At 51.6% G+C, this 17,077-nt stretch carries 22 protein-coding genes and 2 tRNA genes; 14 read left to right on the top strand and 10 right to left on the bottom strand.

Annotated features, from left to right (window positions below; translation table 11 throughout):
- Positions 1-201 precede the first annotated feature (201 nt).
- Both ACG2XO_RS03995 and gloA read right to left on the bottom strand, forming a co-directional pair.
- The gene (locus ACG2XO_RS03995; RefSeq protein ID WP_410499525.1) at positions 202-1,599 is read right to left on the bottom strand and encodes a sodium:proton antiporter; all 1,398 of its coding nucleotides are present in this window, start codon (positions 1,597-1,599) and stop codon (positions 202-204) included.
- A gap of 78 nt (positions 1,600-1,677) precedes the next feature.
- The gene (gloA, locus tag ACG2XO_RS03990) at positions 1,678-2,058 is read right to left on the bottom strand and encodes a lactoylglutathione lyase (protein ID WP_410499524.1); all 381 of its coding nucleotides are present in this window, start codon (positions 2,056-2,058) and stop codon (positions 1,678-1,680) included.
- A gap of 155 nt (positions 2,059-2,213) precedes the next feature.
- On the opposite strand from gloA, the gene ACG2XO_RS03985 reads away from it, so the two are divergent.
- From ACG2XO_RS03985 to ACG2XO_RS03965, 5 genes are all read left to right on the top strand, one after another.
- Positions 2,214-2,289, top strand: a tRNA-Lys gene (locus tag ACG2XO_RS03985).
- 21 nt (positions 2,290-2,310) lie between these two features.
- A tRNA-Lys gene (locus tag ACG2XO_RS03980) sits at positions 2,311-2,383 on the top strand.
- Positions 2,384-2,626: 243 nt separating this feature from the next.
- Positions 2,627-2,761 carry a hypothetical protein gene (locus ACG2XO_RS03975; protein ID WP_410499523.1) on the top strand — a complete coding sequence of 45 codons (135 nt, stop codon included), beginning with the start codon at positions 2,627-2,629 and terminating at the stop codon, positions 2,759-2,761.
- A 2-nt stretch (positions 2,762-2,763) separates the two neighbouring features.
- On the top strand, positions 2,764-2,973 hold the full coding sequence (locus tag ACG2XO_RS03970) for a hypothetical protein (RefSeq protein ID WP_410499522.1): 210 nt from the start codon (positions 2,764-2,766) through the stop codon (positions 2,971-2,973).
- A gap of 184 nt (positions 2,974-3,157) precedes the next feature.
- Positions 3,158-4,228 (top strand): hypothetical protein, encoded by a 1,071-nt coding sequence (locus ACG2XO_RS03965; protein WP_410499521.1) that lies wholly within the window; start codon positions 3,158-3,160, stop codon positions 4,226-4,228.
- 33 nt (positions 4,229-4,261) lie between these two features.
- Here the strand turns inward: ACG2XO_RS03965 and ACG2XO_RS03960 are convergent, their stop codons facing one another.
- The gene (locus tag ACG2XO_RS03960) at positions 4,262-4,852 is read right to left on the bottom strand and encodes a lecithin retinol acyltransferase family protein (RefSeq protein WP_410499520.1); all 591 of its coding nucleotides are present in this window, start codon (positions 4,850-4,852) and stop codon (positions 4,262-4,264) included.
- Between the two features lie 219 nt (positions 4,853-5,071).
- Here ACG2XO_RS03960 and ACG2XO_RS03955 point away from each other — a divergent pair, with 219 nt between their 5' ends.
- Both ACG2XO_RS03955 and ACG2XO_RS03950 read left to right on the top strand, forming a co-directional pair.
- Complete coding sequence (locus tag ACG2XO_RS03955) at positions 5,072-5,341, top strand: CopG family ribbon-helix-helix protein (RefSeq protein ID WP_410499519.1); 270 nt, start codon at positions 5,072-5,074, stop codon at positions 5,339-5,341.
- Positions 5,341-5,616, top strand: coding sequence for a type II toxin-antitoxin system RelE/ParE family toxin (locus ACG2XO_RS03950; protein WP_410499518.1), 276 nt, complete (start codon positions 5,341-5,343; stop codon positions 5,614-5,616). The genes ACG2XO_RS03955 and ACG2XO_RS03950 overlap by 1 nt, the downstream gene beginning before the upstream one ends.
- A gap of 435 nt (positions 5,617-6,051) precedes the next feature.
- On the opposite strand, the gene ACG2XO_RS03945 is transcribed toward ACG2XO_RS03950, so the two are convergent.
- Positions 6,052-6,417, bottom strand: a complete 366-nt coding sequence (locus tag ACG2XO_RS03945) for a hypothetical protein (protein WP_410499517.1) — start codon at positions 6,415-6,417, stop codon at positions 6,052-6,054.
- A gap of 190 nt (positions 6,418-6,607) precedes the next feature.
- Here ACG2XO_RS03945 and ACG2XO_RS03940 point away from each other — a divergent pair, with 190 nt between their 5' ends.
- A complete protein-coding gene (locus tag ACG2XO_RS03940; protein ID WP_410499516.1) occupies positions 6,608-6,796 on the top strand; it encodes a hypothetical protein in 189 nt (62 codons plus the stop codon).
- A gap of 489 nt (positions 6,797-7,285) precedes the next feature.
- On the opposite strand, the gene ACG2XO_RS03935 is transcribed toward ACG2XO_RS03940, so the two are convergent.
- On the bottom strand, positions 7,286-7,414 hold the full coding sequence (locus tag ACG2XO_RS03935; protein WP_410499515.1) for a DUF2061 domain-containing protein: 129 nt from the start codon (positions 7,412-7,414) through the stop codon (positions 7,286-7,288).
- 213 nt (positions 7,415-7,627) lie between these two features.
- Here ACG2XO_RS03935 and ACG2XO_RS03930 point away from each other — a divergent pair, with 213 nt between their 5' ends.
- Positions 7,628-8,107 (top strand): universal stress protein, encoded by a 480-nt coding sequence (locus ACG2XO_RS03930; protein ID WP_410499514.1) that lies wholly within the window; start codon positions 7,628-7,630, stop codon positions 8,105-8,107.
- 39 nt (positions 8,108-8,146) lie between these two features.
- On the opposite strand, the gene ACG2XO_RS03925 is transcribed toward ACG2XO_RS03930, so the two are convergent.
- Positions 8,147-8,575 carry a globin domain-containing protein gene (locus ACG2XO_RS03925; protein ID WP_410499513.1) on the bottom strand — a complete coding sequence of 143 codons (429 nt, stop codon included), beginning with the start codon at positions 8,573-8,575 and terminating at the stop codon, positions 8,147-8,149.
- A gap of 87 nt (positions 8,576-8,662) precedes the next feature.
- Positions 8,663-9,805, bottom strand: a complete 1,143-nt coding sequence (locus tag ACG2XO_RS03920) for a pyridoxal-phosphate-dependent aminotransferase family protein (RefSeq protein ID WP_410499512.1) — start codon at positions 9,803-9,805, stop codon at positions 8,663-8,665.
- 162 nt (positions 9,806-9,967) lie between these two features.
- Here ACG2XO_RS03920 and ACG2XO_RS03915 point away from each other — a divergent pair, with 162 nt between their 5' ends.
- Complete coding sequence (locus ACG2XO_RS03915) at positions 9,968-10,993, top strand: alpha/beta hydrolase family protein (protein WP_410499511.1); 1,026 nt, start codon at positions 9,968-9,970, stop codon at positions 10,991-10,993.
- Between the two features lie 34 nt (positions 10,994-11,027).
- Here the strand turns inward: ACG2XO_RS03915 and ACG2XO_RS03910 are convergent, their stop codons facing one another.
- Positions 11,028-11,795 carry a sporulation protein gene (locus ACG2XO_RS03910; RefSeq protein WP_410499510.1) on the bottom strand — a complete coding sequence of 256 codons (768 nt, stop codon included), beginning with the start codon at positions 11,793-11,795 and terminating at the stop codon, positions 11,028-11,030.
- 230 nt (positions 11,796-12,025) lie between these two features.
- Between ACG2XO_RS03910 and ACG2XO_RS03905 the strand changes: the two genes are divergently transcribed.
- The 3 genes from ACG2XO_RS03905 to ACG2XO_RS03895 all read left to right on the top strand — a co-directional run bounded on the left by ACG2XO_RS03905 (position 12,026) and on the right by ACG2XO_RS03895 (position 14,029).
- Positions 12,026-12,271: a sulfurtransferase TusA family protein gene (locus ACG2XO_RS03905; protein WP_410499509.1), complete on the top strand. Its 246-nt coding sequence runs from the start codon at positions 12,026-12,028 to the stop codon at positions 12,269-12,271.
- Between the two features lie 68 nt (positions 12,272-12,339).
- A complete protein-coding gene (gene pyrC / locus ACG2XO_RS03900) occupies positions 12,340-13,377 on the top strand; it encodes a dihydroorotase (RefSeq protein ID WP_410499508.1) in 1,038 nt (345 codons plus the stop codon).
- 160 nt (positions 13,378-13,537) lie between these two features.
- Positions 13,538-14,029: a hypothetical protein gene (locus ACG2XO_RS03895; RefSeq protein ID WP_410499507.1), complete on the top strand. Its 492-nt coding sequence runs from the start codon at positions 13,538-13,540 to the stop codon at positions 14,027-14,029.
- Between the two features lie 102 nt (positions 14,030-14,131).
- Here the strand turns inward: ACG2XO_RS03895 and ACG2XO_RS03890 are convergent, their stop codons facing one another.
- Complete coding sequence (locus ACG2XO_RS03890; RefSeq protein ID WP_410499506.1) at positions 14,132-15,286, bottom strand: dienelactone hydrolase family protein; 1,155 nt, start codon at positions 15,284-15,286, stop codon at positions 14,132-14,134.
- Positions 15,287-15,469: 183 nt separating this feature from the next.
- Positions 15,470-15,811 (bottom strand): DUF2845 domain-containing protein, encoded by a 342-nt coding sequence (locus ACG2XO_RS03885; RefSeq protein ID WP_410499505.1) that lies wholly within the window; start codon positions 15,809-15,811, stop codon positions 15,470-15,472.
- Positions 15,812-15,991: 180 nt separating this feature from the next.
- On the opposite strand from ACG2XO_RS03885, the gene ACG2XO_RS03880 reads away from it, so the two are divergent.
- The gene (locus ACG2XO_RS03880; protein WP_410499504.1) at positions 15,992-16,294 is read left to right on the top strand and encodes a SlyX family protein; all 303 of its coding nucleotides are present in this window, start codon (positions 15,992-15,994) and stop codon (positions 16,292-16,294) included.
- The last annotated feature ends 783 nt before the right edge of the window (positions 16,295-17,077 follow it).

The following is a 17,077-nucleotide window of genomic DNA, read 5'->3' as shown; positions in this document are numbered from 1 at the left end:
TAAAGCGCAATAAGTTGATACAACGCAAAAAGAACGCCATTGTGTCCGGATTTGGAGCGCAAATCCGCGCATTGTGCTTTTGGCAGCATATAACGCTCTGCCGGTTTTTCAATCCCAAAATGACGCCATTCAGAACGCTCGCTGTAGACAGGCGTAAAAAAGCCCATCTCAGAGGATGGGCTGGTTGGGCTCGGAATGGCTTTAGTAATGAAAAAACACCAGCGTCATCATGACGCACACCGGCAGCAGGCCGCCGAGCGACCAGAGCATATAGCCGAAAAACCCCGGCATTTTGACGCCACGATCTTCGGCAACGGCTTTGACCATAAAGTTCGGCGCATTGCCGATATAACTCATTGCCCCCATAAAGACCGAGCCGCAGGAAATCGCCAGCAAAGTGCTCGCCATCGGCCCCATCATATGCGCGGCATCGCCGTGCGCGAGGTTGAAGAACACCAGATAGGTAGGGGCATTATCCAGAAAGGCCGACAATATCCCCGTCATCCAGAAATACATCGCATCATGCGGCGTACCATCGGCGTAGCTGACGAGCTTGACCAGGCTGGCCATCGCGCCATCCGGGCCCGCTTTCAAAATGGCAATCGCTGGTGCCATCGCGATAAAGATGCCGGCAAACAGCTTGGCCACTTCCAGAATCGGCCCCCAGTTAAAATCATTGCCCGCACGGACTTGTGCCGGGGTGATCTTGAGTGAGAGCAGGCCGATCAGCAGCAGGCCAAAATCGCGAACCAGGTTTTGCAATTGCAAGTGCGAGCCCAGCACTTCAAAATTCACGCCCGGCTTCCAGGTGCCGGACATCACCACCAGCGCGATAATTGCCCCGAGCAGGAAGAAATTGCGTTTACCATAGATTTTCAACTCGCTGTCTGGCGTTTTGTCTTTGGGCAGTACACCTTCCTTATTGAAGTAGTAGCTATCTATCGCGTAAAACATCGCCAGCAGCAGCGCGCTCATCAATAAGACCGGGCCTGCCATATGCTCGACCGTCCACATGAAATCCACGCCTTTCAAAAAGCCAAGAAACAACGGCGGGTCGCCCAACGGCGTTAAACCACCGCCGACGTTAGCGACGAGGAAAATAAAAAACACCACCACATGCACATTGTGCACCCGATTATCGTTGGCTTTCAGAATTGGCCGGATCAGTAGCATGGCCGCGCCCGTCGTACCCATCAGTGATGCAAGTACGGTACCGAGCGCAAGGATTCCGGTGTTGAGCTTGGGCGAGCCGTGCAGATTACCCCACACCAGAATCCCGCCGGACACGGTGTAAAGCGCAAACAGAATCAGGATAAAGGGAATGTATTCTTCCAGCGTGGCATGCATGACAACGCCGAAGGCAGTGCCAGCGTCGGCATGCAGGGCAAATGGCAACAGAAATAACGCGGCCCAGAAAGCCGAAATTTTGCCAAAATGCAGATGCCAGAAGTGCGGTGCGAAAATCGGAAACAATGCGATTGAAAGCAGTAGTCCTGCAAATGGAATAATCCATGCCAGCGACATGCTGCTGCCATCCAAGCCTGCTGCCATGGCAATGCTGGGCAGCAGACTTAATAAAACCAAACTGAGTTTGAACATAATAAGGGAGAATCCTGAGGTGGCTATTGGGGTATATTTCCGGAGGATATATGGGGTTTGCTGTCTGTAGGCATACCCTTAGGCTTGAATGAACTCGATTTTATAACCATCGGGGTCTTCAACAAAAGCAATCAGTGTCGTGCCATGTTTCATCGGGCCTGGTTCACGCACTACTTTGCCACCTTTGGCGCGCACCGACTCGCAAGTAGCGACGATATCATCGGTTTCCAGTGCCAGGTGACCAAAGCCGTTCCCCAAATCATAGTTGGCCGTATCCCAGTTATGTGTCAGCTCGAGCACTGTGTGATGAGCTTCATCGCCGTAGCCGACAAAGGCCAGGGTAAAACGGCCTTCGGGGTAATCGCGGCGACGCAATAATTTCATGCCGAGGACCTCGGTGTAGAAAGCAATCGATTTTTCCAGATTACCGACCCGCAGCATGGTATGTAAAAAGCGCATGGTTTTTCCTTTTTCCTGAATACTGGCAATAGTTTACCGTGGCAGCACTGGATTGCGCTGCTACTTATTGCCGGCGGGGATTGAAAATCTTTGCGCCAAAGTGTTGACACCCAGGCAAAAATCCTTATAATCCGCGCTTCTGTGTGTGACGACACGGGTCGGTAGCTCAGTCGGTAGAGCAGCGGACTTTTAATCCGTTGGTCGTGGGTTCGAATCCCACCCGACCCACCAAATCGTTTCATACATCCCTCTGGGTCGGTAGCTCAGTCGGTAGAGCAGCGGACTTTTAATCCGTTGGTCGAGGGTTCGAATCCCTCCCGACCCACACTAGATTCAAGCAAAATGCCCTGTCCTCGGACGGGGCTTTTTGTTTTCTGGTGCATTTCTGGTGCATCAGTCGCCACTTCAGCCGCATTGCCTCCCTAATCCCTCATGCATGGCTTTTTCACATCAATCACCTCACGCATTGATGACAATTCACGCCAGAACCGAAACTGCACTCCGTTCACGTAAATATTATTTCTCTGACCCCAGCACTGGGCTGGGTTTTTCAAGTCAGGAGATCATTATGAATCGTCGAAATAAAGAATGGATTGATCACGCAGTCGATGTTGCCCGCCACATTCCAGAGCCGCACGTCCAAATGGGGGTTCGCATCTACGACATCGTGAATGAATCCAATTCACGCAAAGGGAGGGCTTAAACATGAAACGTAGCCCTGCACCTTATATTCCACCCGAATTGTGCATCGTTAAAACGTCTTCTGCTCCCAAGTTGAGCAGCAGAGCCACTGGCCGACTGAGTTACCAAATCGGTTACTTACCCGACCGCTCTGAAATTTACCTGCAATTGACCGCGAATGAAGGCGGTGGCTACTTCTCTAACGAGTGGCTAGCCACCTTGAAAGCTTGGTAGGCATCTTGAGACCATCAACCTGTTGAAAACAGGAACTTTATTGACAGAATCTCCTCGATGCTTCAAATGTTAAGACTTGGTGAATTCGACTGCTAGAACATGCTCCAGACAGTCATTTCACAGGCGGATGTCCCTAGAGAAACCGTTTTCGGCATCACATTAAATTTCACTTTTTGGATTGGCGATGCAAAGAAGAGGACAACACTTAACGCTGGAACGAAGGGCATTAATCGCCAAGGAATATGGCGAATGGTTCAAGGTAGAGCGATCAAAGAGGACAGAAACTCAAGAAGAATTGGCAACTAGGTTGGGGGTCAGTATTCCGACACTTAAAAGCTGCCATGAAAAATCGCTAATCGGCAAAGGTTATGACGATGCTAGAAATAGGACATTAAGCTCAGGAAAAAAGCATTCAGGCCCAAAGTTGAGCAGATTCCACAGGAAATTAATCATTGAGATGATTAAATTGACCAACCTCAGCTATCAATGGGGCAGAGCGGATATGCTCCGCATCTGTCCAGATCTGGACAAACTGAGTGTCCATGGACAACGGCGGATTTGGCGTGATGCAGGAGAGGATACCACTCCGGATCTTGACCAGAGCGACTCTGGAATTGAGGTTCGCATATCAGCGTTTCACTTAGGCAAGAGTGACTTGTCAGTTTCACCTAAGCTAATTTGGTTAATCTGCTTCAGCTCCATTTCCCGTCGGTTTGTGGCCCATAGAGTGCAAAAATCTACTGATGATGATATCGCGTGTTTGATTGCAGATCTTTGTTTTCATATGAAACCGATCAACATTACCTCAATTAAGATAATCAACCCCCAGCATTTACCCATTAATATGAAAAGAACGCAGAGTGAAGACCATATCACCGCTATTAGGCATAAGCTGCAAAATATATGGGGGAGCAGCTCTTCAAAACTGAAGGTGCAGATACCCCATTTAGTGGCAGTTGAGCGAGGAGATAAGGAGTTAATGACGTTGCACATTCCAGGTGATACAAATAAAAGCATCAGTGTGGTTATGAACGAATTGCGAAAGAAATTCAACAACCTAAAATATTACAATTTGAGCGAGAAAGAGAAAAAAACCTTATACAGTAAGCAAAAACATCCTTTTCAAAATGAAATAACCAAAAGACTTGAAGATCAAGGACAAAAAGACAACTGGGATATAATCAGAGCCATACTCACTAGGTCACTACCGAAGGTGATTGAAATTTCGGCTAACGATTGCCAACTTGCTGCATGAATTATTCCAGATAGCATGTTAGAGTTGAAACATTCAGTAATCCCAAGCTAGCCATTCCGTGGCTCCTAGAGATGAGCTAACTTCCAATTTCAATAATGCAAAAAGATTACATGCGTTCTTGAAGTCTCCAGTCAAACACCCTGCCGTAAATTGATGGCAATTATCGAAAAGTAAATTGTAATTTCTTTTCTTCCCTACCATACTCATTGCGCGTTCATAAGCATCGTAAGAGCCTTTGGGCTGACCATTTCGACATGATGTATAGATTGTGAGTGCGGGATTAAATCCACCTAGCCGCGCTAAAAATTCTTTTGCTGAAACAGTTTCGATGCGTCCATCCCCGTTCAAATGGGCAATTCGTTTCTTTCCCACATAGATCCCAGAATGCATTTCTAGGCCTGCGAGGTCACAATATACAACACAGCCTTTTTTGGGTTTATCTATGTTTCCTCCAAGCAGACTATCGATGACCCCATCAATCATGCCGTTGCCTATTATTGTGCTAGCACTTAATAGTGGAGAGGATGTGATAATAGATGGCGTGAATAAATCGGGAAGTTCTAAATTTTTTTTATTTTTTGATGTTTTTTCATTGAAGATATCTAAGAAGTCCAGTGGATCCATTGCGCATTCCTGTCTTAAGTTTTACATGAACCCAATATAATCAGCAGTTCCGCCATTCGCGATTTAAGATCACGCATGATCTGACCAGTGGCTACTGTTCGATGACTCAGGGATCCCGAGGTCAACTACTGCAAATCGATATTAGCTGGGTGCTACGCTTGCTTTGGTCTGGGTGATTGAATATGATTAACTATGATTGTTTTTGTGCGGAGTTGAAATATGGCGCAAGCTGAAACGAGAGTACTGACAGCGCATGTACCGCTACCACTTGCAGATAAGGTTGATCAGTTGGCGTCTCGTCTAGAACGATCCCGTGGCTGGATTATGAAACAAGCGCTTTCCGCATGGGTTGAACAGGAAGAAGAGCGTAATCGATTAACCCGCGAGGCGTTGGCGGAGGTTGATGCTGGCCTAGTGATTGATCACCAAAGTATTCAAGCTTGGGCGGATAGCCTTGATACAGACAATCCGCTACCGGTACCACGCTGATGCAGTTGAAATGGACAAATAAGGCACTTTCAGATTTAACTCGACTCTATGAATTTCTCGCGCCGGTAAATAAAGGGGCTGCTGCAAGAACGGTACAAACCCTGACGAAGACAGCTGCCAACTTGCTGCTCAATCCTCGAATTGGCGAACAGTTATTTGAGTTCGAACAGCGTGAGGTACGCAGAATTCTCGTGGGGCATTATGAAATGCGTTACGAGGTGCAGGCTTCTACGATTTTTGTGCTGCGGCTCTGGCATACCCGAGAAGACCGTTAGTCATCGTGCTAAATATAGGCGTGATGTGTCTCAATGCGAAGAAGACCTGAAATGTAGCGTTATTGTTAAGCTCCGGTCTATTTCTGGGGCTTGAAATTGTAACTGGCGCAGATCTGGTGCGGTTTTCGCTGATAAACAATTTTGCCTTTGCAGTTCGTCTCGGTAGACAAACCCTTGCAGATTAAGGCTTCTAGTGAATTTTAAGCCTTGGCAGTAAACTCAACTAAACGGTCTTTTAATCCGTTGGTCGAGGGTTCGAATCCCTCCCGACCCACACTAGATTCAAGAAAAAGCCTCAACTTCGGTTGGGGCTTTTTTTCGTCTGATGGATGGGTCTGCTCACAATATATTCGCGTGTTGCGCATGCCACTTTGATGAATCAAAAAACAGAAAGCCCCGACCATGATCGGGGCTTTCTTCATCGAAGCGTGCCGTTTAGCGCTGTGCGTCAATATCGGCCAGTGATTCTTCACCTTTGCTGGTGATGAAATGCCCTTCCATCCCTTCGCGCGTTTCAATGTGCCCTTTGCGCAGTAGAAAGGCCAGTGCTTCGCCGTTGATTTTGACGAGTGGATCATTTTTAAGCATGCGCAGGCTGTCGATGCACAGCGTCATGAAAATGGTTTGTTTGCCCAGCTCGGTAATTTGCAAAATGCCGGTTTTTCGCTCGTAAGCGGCCAGTTTCTGGCTGGTGAGCGCTTTGACGTTCTTGAAAATTTTATGGCTTAGTCGCGTACTTTTCAGTCCACGGGCGACTTCCTTGAGGGCGTCCATTTCGTCTTTGGATAATTTATTGCTCATGCCGGTTTTCCGCGTGTGAATTGATTTTGGACGCTATGGTACGCGTCCTGCCGCCAGATGGGGAGTTTTACCCGCTGTGCATCGGGATTGAGCGGCAATGGATTTCGATTAGATAGTAACGATTATCAATTGCAATTGTCTGTAAAAGTGACTAGATTGAGGGTCTTATCAACTTGCAGGAGGCTGTGCGATGCAATCACCACTTTGGGCTGGCGCGCTCAGTCTGGTTTTGATTCATAGCGAAACCGGCTGCCGTCATGCTGCGCAGCAGGCAGCCAAAATCCTGGCGCATCTGGCTGAAGATGAAACAATGGAGGCGCAAACGCGTGCACTGTGTGAACGAGCCAGCGAGCGTCTAAGTTGCGAAGCTCAAAACTGATTTGTCCATCCAGCCACGACTCCATTATTGATAGGCAAGGGTATATGCGTATAACACTTGCTGGAAGATGATTCTGGGGATATACCCTATTAGTCGAATTGCAATCATTTGAAGGCTCCTTGCTGACCATAGTCAGTTTTCAGCATAGTCAGCAAACAGAATTGAGCAAGTCATGCATGTTCTGCACGAAAAGCTTCCCAGGCTTTTTCATGAAAAAAATACGCCACGGTATTAGGCTCTGTTGACGTTTGGTTTACGGTCGCGCTGGCGCGATTTTTGTGACGAATCAAGGCATTGGTTGCGATGCATAGTCATTCTATGTGAGCAGGCAATAACGCAGAGTCGTCGCAAAAAGTGCCCAGCCCGGAGGGTTTGGCTGCTTTTGGCCTGACCCAGCGTTACAAGACGCTGGTATAGCATGACTATGCGGCGCGTCTTGTGCCTTGTTTCAGGCCAAAATCAGCACAAACGCGACTCGCAAACCAAACGTCAGCAGAGCCTAACCATGGGTTCAATCAGCGCCAATGCACTGGCAACGCCAAAGCTGCCGGTGAGCAGGTAGGCAACGCTGAAGGCCACCGTGAAATGAACGATGGCAAAAGTGATCGTCTTGAGCATGCTTTACTCCTTGATCGACGAATGAATAATAAAGATGGTAATTATTCTCGATAAATAACTGAAATTGATTATAAAAAACCATTTGATAGCTTAATGCTATTGCGCCGTTTGCCTTGCTGATTAATTGAATACAGGCATCGCGCAACGCGGGAAGGTCTAGACTGAAGTATCGACTTTCCAATCAGACGCCGAGCCTTCGGCAGGGGGTTCATCATGTACCGCCATATTCTTGTTCCACTCGATCAGGGCGATACCGCTGCAGCGGCGTTTGCCCATGCGCTTGAGCTGGCAGCGCTGTGTAATGCCAAGTTGTTTCTGGTTCATGTTCTCGATGTGGCGCCTGCCGTGATGGCGGCCGGAGCCTTGCCGGGGCTGGATTACCCGGGTTACGGCGTGGCGCGCGAGGCGCATGCCGAGCAAAGCCGCCAGTTTCTGGAAGAATTTGCCGCCAGAGCCAAGGCGTGTGATCTGGCGTGTGAAACGCGGCTGATTCAGCAGTGGGGCGGCGATCCTGCCCGCACACTATTGCATGCTGCTGATGAATGTCAGGCCGATCTGATTGTGATGGGAACGCATGGCTATTCGGGCTTTATGCACCTGATTTTTGGCAGCGTCGCTGAAAGCCTGCTGCACCACACCCATATTCCGGTGCTGCTGGTGCGCAAGGATGAGGAAGACGACGGCGAAAATTGATCGCGGCAAACCCCACTTTGCCAGCTCGGATAGATTGGCTTAAACGGTTTGGCGTTGCCGTTCTTTTTCCATTCCTTCGATCAGCACTGCGGCGATCAGCTCATACGCGTCGGACCAGGCCTGTGCTTGCCGGGCAGTAAAATCGCCGGCCAGGTACTTTTGCAAGGTTTCGATCAGCGCCAATTTCAGTATCGGAAAGTGCTCGACGCGGGTGCCAAATTTGACGTGCTGGGCGCCCAGCCGCAGTAATACAAAGCGGATTTCGTCGAAATTGCTCAGGCTGGTGATGATGGCATTGAGCGTAAAAGCCAGCTTTTGCGCCCGCACTTCCAGTGGCAACTGAAACAGCGGCTCTAGCGTGGGGTCAAGCCGAAATAGCGCCTGATACATATCGGCAAAAAAAGCCTGACTGTGCGGTGCGATTTTATCCCATGCGTCTTGCACCAGATTGATTTGCTCTTCGGTCATGATGATCTCCTGCTTAATCAATAAACCCTGCACGGGTATTGCCTCTCAAGCATTTTATAATATGGCTTGCATGGCAATACCTTTGGGCTAAAGCACATCGCTGAGCGCCTTGAGCAGCAAGGCTATATTTTCACGCCGTGCACCATAACCCATCAGTCCGATCCGCCAGGCTTTGCCCGCCAGTGCGCCCAGACCAGCACCGATTTCAAGGCTGTAATCATTGAGCAGCCGGGCGCGAATGGCGGCATCGTCGACACCGTCCGGAATATGGATGGCGTTCAGTTGTGGCAGTCGGTGTGCGGCGTCGACGACAAACGCAATGCCCATTTTTTCCAGGCCATCGCGTAATAATTCGTGCATCGCTGCGTGTCGTTGCCAGGCGTTGTCCAGACCTTCATTGGCGAGCAGGCGCAATGACTCGTGCAACGCGTATAGCGCATTGACCGGCGCGGTGTGATGGTAGCTGCGTTTGCCCCCGGCTGCATTTCCTGTTCCCCAATAGGCCATTACCAGTGTTTGGTCGAGAAACCAGCTTTGTACCGGCGTTTTGCGCGCTTTCAATTTGTCGACTGCGGCGGGCGAAAACGACAGCGGCGATAATCCCGGAACACAAGACAGGCATTTCTGGCTGCCCGAATACACGGCGTCGATTCCCCATTCGTCGACGCGCAATTCGATCCCGCCCAGAGAAGTGACCGCGTCGACAATCGTCAGCAATCCCGCCTGCTTGGCCAGCGTACACAGTGTTTTGGCATCCGATCGCGCGCCGGTCGAGGTTTCGGCGTGAACAAAAGCCAGAAACTTCGCGTCCGGATTGGCCTTGATCGCGTCGGCGACTTTTTGCACATCGACCGGCTTGCCCCATTCATCATCGACCAGCACCGGGATGCCGCCAATGCGTTCGACATTGCTGCGCATCCGTTCGCCAAACACCCCGTTGCGGCAAACAATGACTTTTTCGCCCGGCTCGAGCAGATTGACGAAGCACGCTTCCATACCGGCCGATCCCGGCGCCGATACCGCCAGCGTCATCTCGTTTTTCGTCTGGAAAGCGTATTGCAGCAGCGTTTTAACTTCATCCATCATGCCGACAAACAGCGGATCAAGATGACCCAGCGTTGGCTTGGCGCCAGCGGCGAGCACCGAAGGATAAACATCGGACGGCCCCGGCCCCATCAGCGTGCGGCGGGGCGGGAAAAAAGGGGTAATTTTCGGTTGGGCAATCGGCATGGCAAGCTCCGTGAAGCGGTCATTGATGGATTACATTATGGTCGCAGATCGACACGCTGGCACGATTTTGCTGCAACTGCACAATGTTTGGACAACAGCGTCCGATTGCCTCATGCGCCAAAGCCCACTAAGCTCGCGATTCCTCCCATCGTTGTTGCCGCCATGCCTATCATTATTTGCAATCTGCTCGCGCTGTTTTTGCTCTCATCGGCTCAAGCCGCAGTCGGCCTGCTGGAAATTCCCGCGCGACAGGACGCACCGGCGCTGAGCATTTTTTATCCGGCGCAGGGCGAAAACCAGCCGGTGCTACGCGAGAAGCTCGGCTTTTCAGCCTTGCCCAATGCGATTCCCCGCGTCGGCAACGGCCGCCTGATCGTGATTTCCCCCGGTTCGGGCAGCTCGCCGTGGGTGCATGCCGATCTGTCAGCACTGCTGGTTGAGGCGGGCTTTGTCGTCGCGATTCCGACGCATCCTTTTGACAACCACCAAAGCAAGCGCAATACCGGCCCGACCAGCTGGAAAACCCGACCCGGCGATATGTCGGCCAGTATCGATGCGCTGGCCAAAGATCGCCGTTTTGCCGGGCTCAAGCTCGACAAGGTCGGCATGCTCGGTGGCTCGGCGGGTGGGCATACCGCGTTGACGCTGGCTGGCGGACGCTGGTCGCCAGCGCGGCTCGTCAAGCATTGTGATACGCATATCCGCGAGGATTTTAATGCTTGTGCAGGACTGGTTTTCAGTCTGAATGGTGACTGGCTTGATGCAGCCAAAATCAGGACAACGCAGGCGATTTTGCATTGGCGCTTTAATGAGCCGCGTGAGTATTCGCACTTCGATCAGCGGATTGCCGCGATTGTCGCCGTCGTTCCCTATGTCGTGACTTTTGATCTGGCGACGCTCGCACAGCCGAAAGTGCCGCTGGCGCTGATTACTGCGCGGCGTGATGTCTGGCTGCACCCGCAATTTCATAGCGATCCGCTGCTGAAAATCTGTCGCTCGTGCGTGCTGCTGCACGAATTCAAAACCGGCGGACACGGCGCAATGCTCTCGCCGATCCGTCGCGACTACACCGGGCTGGCTGCGCGACTGATCAACGATCCGCCCGGTTTTGATCGCAAGGAAGTGCTGCTGGCAAATCGCAAAGTACGCGATTTCTTTGTGCAGCGTTTGACGGGTATTGCTCTGTAGTGCCTGCTGGTAAAGCGCTATAGAGCAATACCGGCTAGCCGATGATGTGACGCAGCTGCGATTCCCAATCGACTTGCTGCCAGTTGGCACCCATAAACAGCGCGCGGTAGCTGTCGCCGCTGAAACGGCGGTCGACTTCGATCAGCACATGCACACCTTCGGCGCGGGCGATGCAGCTGATTTCGACTTCCTGCACCCGGCTAAAGCCGCCTTGCGCCGGGCGGAATTCAAATTCCTGATAGCAGCCGAGCGAGCTGTAAACCTCGTTGACGCGCAGCGTCCCGACTTCGACGTCAGTGCTGGTGTGCGCGTAACCGAGCGCGCCCATGGCGGCGATCAGGCGCTGCATTTGTGGCAAGGGGTGAACGTCGAGAAAATCGCGGTCGTCAGCGTCGACTGCCGAAGCGATTGCCAGGTCGGTATGGATCCAGACCGCAGCCTTGACCCGGGGTTGATACGTATACCCCGGCGTTGCCAGTGCGATGCCATTGTTGACCGGCAGCTCCAGCGGGAGCGTCAAGGAAAACGGCAGACGCACGGTTTCGCCCGCATTGACCCGCAAATTGCTGGCCGCGCGGAACTGACCGATTGGCAGCGCAATACGCACTTCGCCATGCTCGCCTTCGCGCTCGGCTTCGGCCATCAGCACCAGATCGACGTGTTCGATTTGCTGCTCGACGCTGCCGCCGCTGATTTCGACATGGCCGCTGAGCGTGCCACCCGGATAAACGCTGGGATTGTCGAGGAGAGTATTGACCGTCGCGCCGCCGACGCCGATGGAAGCAAACAATTTTTTGAACATGGTTTCTCTTGATCTGAATAATTACAGCCCTCAGATTGAGGGGAGGGCGGAAAGTTTCAAGGCGGCTGGCTATTTTGATTTGGATACATGGTCATGTATGTCGCTCTATGGAAATCTCTATAAAGGCTGTGGCGATATACCCTGAGTTGAGTTTCTGCACCAACCCGGTACGCTAGCCAGCCTTGACAGGCTTGGTACAATGGCTGGATTGATCTGAGCCGAGTTCTGCAATGTCCAACCGTCCCGAAGCCCATCTGGCTGCCGATTTATCCGGCCTCAACTGCCCCTTGCCGATTCTGCGTACAAAAAAAGCGCTGGCCGCGCTGGAGGGCGGGCAAATCCTGCAAGTGACATGTACCGACCCGGCGACGCCGACCGATTTCGCTGCCTTTTGCAAACAAACCGGCAATACGCTGGTCGAACACTGGGTTGATGAAGGCAAATTTCTGTTTCTGATCCAGAAACGCGCAAATTAATGATGTATGTGTCGAAAGCCATTATTTTATATGGCTTTTACGGCAATACCCCTGATGAGGAAGCCTGAATGTCCCAAACATTAACGATTTTACGCCCTGACGACTGGCATCTGCACTTGCGCGATGGCGCAGGTCTGGCCAGCGTATTGCCGCACACCGCCCGCGAATTTGGCCGCGCGATTGTGATGCCGAACCTGAAACCGCCGGTGACCAATGTGACGCTCGCCGGTGAATACCGCGACCGGATTCTGGCCGCGCTGCCAGCCGGGATGTCGTTTCAGCCTTTGATGACGCTGTATCTGACCGACAATACGACGCCGGATGACATTGTTGCCGCAAAAAACAGCGGCTTCGTTCACGGCGTGAAGCTGTATCCGGCGGGCGCGACGACCAATTCGGACGCGGGTTGCACCGACATCAACAAGGTGCTGCCGACGATCGCCAAAATGGAAGAAGTCGGCCTGCCGTTCTTGGTGCACGGCGAAGTGGTCGATGCTGAGATCGACATTTTTGACCGCGAAGCGGTGTTTATCGAGCGCATCATGGCGCCGCTGCTCGCGCGTTTCCCGAAGCTGAAAGTCGTTTTCGAGCACATCACGACCAAGGACGCTGCTGAATTTGTCGCCGCCGCGCCAGCCAATGTCGCTGCGAGCGTGACTGCGCATCACTTGCTGATGAACCGCAACGCGATGCTCGTTGGTGGGATTCGCCCGCATCTGTATTGTCTGCCGGTGCTAAAACGCGAAATCCACCGCCAAGCTTTGATCAAGGCGGTGACTTCGGGCTCGAACAAATTCTTCCTCGGCACCGACAGCGCGCCGCACGCCAAGCACACCAAGGAAACCAGTTGCGGTTGCGCCGGCATGTATACCGCGCACGCCGCCTTGCCGCTGTACGCCGAAGCATTTGACGCCGCTGGCGCGCTCGATCAGCTCGAAGCGTTCGCCAGCATCAATGGCCCGACTTTCTACGGCCTGCCGGTGAGTACGGAAAAAGTCACCTTGGTCAAAGAGGAATGGACTGTGCCTGCCGAATATCAATTCGGTGACAGTACCGTTGTGCCATTGCGCGCCGGTGAAACCATCGCTTGGCGCTTGCAGGATTAAGTTCGTCGGAGCGGGCTCGCCCGCGAATGCTGATCAGATTGCATGCGTTGGCATGTGCGGCATTCGGTGAGTCCGCTCCGGCAGAATAAATACCCTGAGTCAGTATCTGTATCAAGGCAAAATCAGTACTGGCTTTTGCGTCAATACCCCTAGGAATAATATGATTATCCATCGCACGACCAGCAGCCCGATCTGGTGGCTGTCGGGCATCGCCTTACTCGCGCTGGCGTGGTGGGGCAAGCCGCTGGTGCTGTCGGACCAGTTTGAAAACCATTTTTATGGTCTGTTTTACTATTCGATTCTGGCGGGAATGGCGCTGTTCTGGGCGCTGCCGAGCGAGCAGCGATTTTTGCCCGAAAATGGCGGGGTGTTCGAGCGTCGCACGATGCTGTTCGGCCTGATCCCGATCCGGAAAATCAGTGCACCGGTGAGCGCATTCAGCGAAATCCGCCTCGAACAAGACCCGAATCTGTTTCGCAAAGACACGATCTGGCTGATCGTTTGCGGCATCAAAGACGATGCCGAACAGGTCGAGCGCTTTGCATTCGCCAACTGGCCAGCGAGCGCGAATCATCTGATCAAAGCGCAAGCGATGGTCGAGCAATTATCACAAGCCACAGGTTTGGCGATTCAATTAGCTCGCCCCGACTAAGCCTGTTTGGCCATGGATGGGTAAACTCGGGTTTCAAATCGACTCAGAAAGAGCATCAAAGTGTGCCGAAAGTGGATCACACACTCGGCGCACTGAATACGCTTAATTTTTTACAGGCCAAACGACTGCATTATCAATTGCATACAACTGGCAGTTTTGCGATTTTGAAATGCTTTTGCAGGCAGTGATTGCCCAGAATGCCGGATCATCGTAATCACTTTGCCAGCCGCAATTACCTTCGACCGAGAAAGCAATCGCACGCGGTAAAACGCCTTCCTGAATGATCTGGGTATATTTGTCCCGACAAGCAGAGCTCACGACCGCAGGTAACTTGTCGACTTCATCGATCTTGGCATATCCGCTAGGCTTTACCGCATTGGCTTGTGGCGGATATTTTCTTTCGGTCGGAAAACCGTTTGTTTGCAAAATCGGGCTTAACTTACTCCACCAAATCTGCTGGAATCCCTCTAGCGTACCAAACATTGCATGTGCGTCTGTTCTGAAATCGCCATATTGGATCAACTGAGATTTTGCGCCATGCTGGGTATAAGCCGCGTGCATTTGGGTCGCTAGCTCGGGTGGAAATAGTGAATCATTTTTGCCATAGAACCAGATCGATTCGACTTGCGTTTTTTCGCCCAGATTGCCCATTGCTGAAACCAGTGACTTTTGCCAGTCGCATATCGTGTCCGACGGACTAGTCGACATATATTTGACGCCACCCGCAAAATTGAGCGCCAACTGTACGCCAGCAATCGGCTCGGCGACAGTCGCTAGTGTGTTCACGCCACCGTAGGATTGACCGGCGACAATGATTTTATCGGCATTGATATACGGCTGTTTTTTGAGTTCATTAATTACTCTGCGAAGATCCGCGCCCTGTTTTTGAGCTACATGATCGATTTGACAGCCATAATCGGTAAACGAGCCATTCGAATTGCTAAATCCGCGTGGCATTGGCAAAGCGACGGCATAACCGCGTGCGACCAACTCTTCAGCCAAGACGCTGTAACGTGCGCGAGGCTGAAAAGCCGGATTGCCAAAGCTTTTTCCTTCATTGATAACGACCAAAGGAAATGGCCCATCACCATCCGGTTTGAACACCGTAGTTTCCAGCTCGACTGAAATGCCCAGAAAATTCTTGTCGACTTGCAGCATATACACTTTTTCATTCAAATCAGCACGTAGTGGCGGCTGTTCTGCGGCAACACTTAGCGTCGCAAGTGCGCTGATTGCAACGGCGTATTTTGTAAACATCGTATTCCTTATCGAGTAATCAGTTCAATTGGCAAGCATTCTGCGTTTTTAGTAATAGGAGCTTGCCCTGCCCCTAAAACACAATTTACGCAAAGCTTACCATTGTCAATTGCTTCCGTCAGATTTTACTCGGCATGAAGTCACCAAGGGTACGATGATGGGCTCCGAAGTGATTGCTTCTGGCTAATACCCATAACCCAGCGTTTCGACGTCCTGTAGTTCGCCGTTCAGAAAGCGCAGCTGCACCATGAATTTGTCCGGTCCGTAGTTGTAGACCCACTCGGTGACTTCCTGCTCATGCAGGTAGCGATAGCCGTAATAGTCGTGATAGACCGGGGATTTGTAATAATCGCGGCGCTGCGCCGGTTCGCCGCAGCGGGCGACAATTTCGTTCATCGTATTGCCAGCACCGATCACATAATTGCCGCAGCGGAAATTGGTTTCGGCCTGAGCCGTCAGGCACGGGATGCTGAAAATACCGCATAGCAGTATGTGTTTCAATGCCTTGCTAGTATTGATTTTCATACTAATACCCATGAGTTTGTTCTTGCGGTTCGCAAGCGACTTCCTTGTATCATGGCTGAAAAGTGGCGCAAATAAAATCAATGTGTAAGAGGGGAAAAGGTTCCACGTCCGCCGATTCAGTTTGGTTTGTGGGGACTTAACTAGCTGCTGTCGCCATGAGTTTTATGGTTCGCAAAACTCATGGCGACAGCAGCTAGCCCCACGGCGCGCATTCAGGCGATAATGACGCCCCGCGCGCATTTTGCCGCGCGACGGAGATCAATGATGGACGAGCCTAAAGCCACCGAGCAAAGGATTGAAGAGCTGGAAATCAGGCTGGCTTTGCAGGACGATCTGCTTGACGAACTGAACGCGATTATTGCGCGTCAGCAACTGCAGATCGACCAGCTCGCGAGCGAATTGCGAATGCTGCAGCAAAATCAGGCCAGCCCCGATCAGCAATCGCCGCGCAGCCTGTTTGACGAAATCCCGCCGCATTATTAACCCGGTAATGACTAGGCTCTGTTGACGTTTGGTTTACGGTCGCGCTGGCGCGATTTTCGCGGCGAATCAAGACGTTGCGTGCGAGGCATAGCCAGCTATGTAAGCACGGAACAACGCAGAGTCGCCGCGAAAAGCGCCCAGCCCTACGGGTTTGGCTGTTTTGGCCTGACACTGCGTTGCAAAACCTTCACATAGAATGACTATGCAGCAGGCTTTGCGCCTTGTTTTAGGCCAAAACCAGCTCAAACGCGACTCGCAAACCAAACGTCAACAGAGCCTATTCCCTCTTTGCTGGGCATGAGTTTCTACACAACGCTGCGGGTGGATTCAAAACCGCAAAATTAAGAGCCACTTCAACAGTTTTCCCCTTTATCAAAGGGGGATTAAGGGGGATTTGGCACTATTTCAGCAGTTAAAATCACTCAAATAGTGCAGAAATCCCCCCTAGGCTCTGTTGACGTTTGGTTTGCGAGTCGCATTTGTGCTGGTTTTGGCCTGAAACAAGGCGCAAAGCCTGATATATAGTCGTTCTATATGAAGGTTTTGCAACGCAGTGTCAGGCCAAAAACAGCCAAACCCTCCGGGCTGGGCGCTTTTTGTGACGACTCTGCGTTATTGCCTGCTCACATAGAATGACTATGCCTCGCAGTCAATGCCTTGATTCGTCACAAAAATCGCGCCAGCGCGACCGTAAACCAAACGTCAACAGAGCCTAGCCCCCTTTCGTTGAAAGGGGGAACAAATGCGAAAAATTGTGTAGATATTGATGCTTGCCGGGGTAAA

It is taken from the genome of Chitinibacter sp. S2-10, assembly GCF_046530675.1.
Lineage (GTDB): Bacteria > Pseudomonadota > Gammaproteobacteria > Burkholderiales > Chitinibacteraceae > Chitinibacter.
Note: the sequence above shows the minus strand (reverse complement) of the source record. Positions and strands in the feature narration are given on the sequence as shown.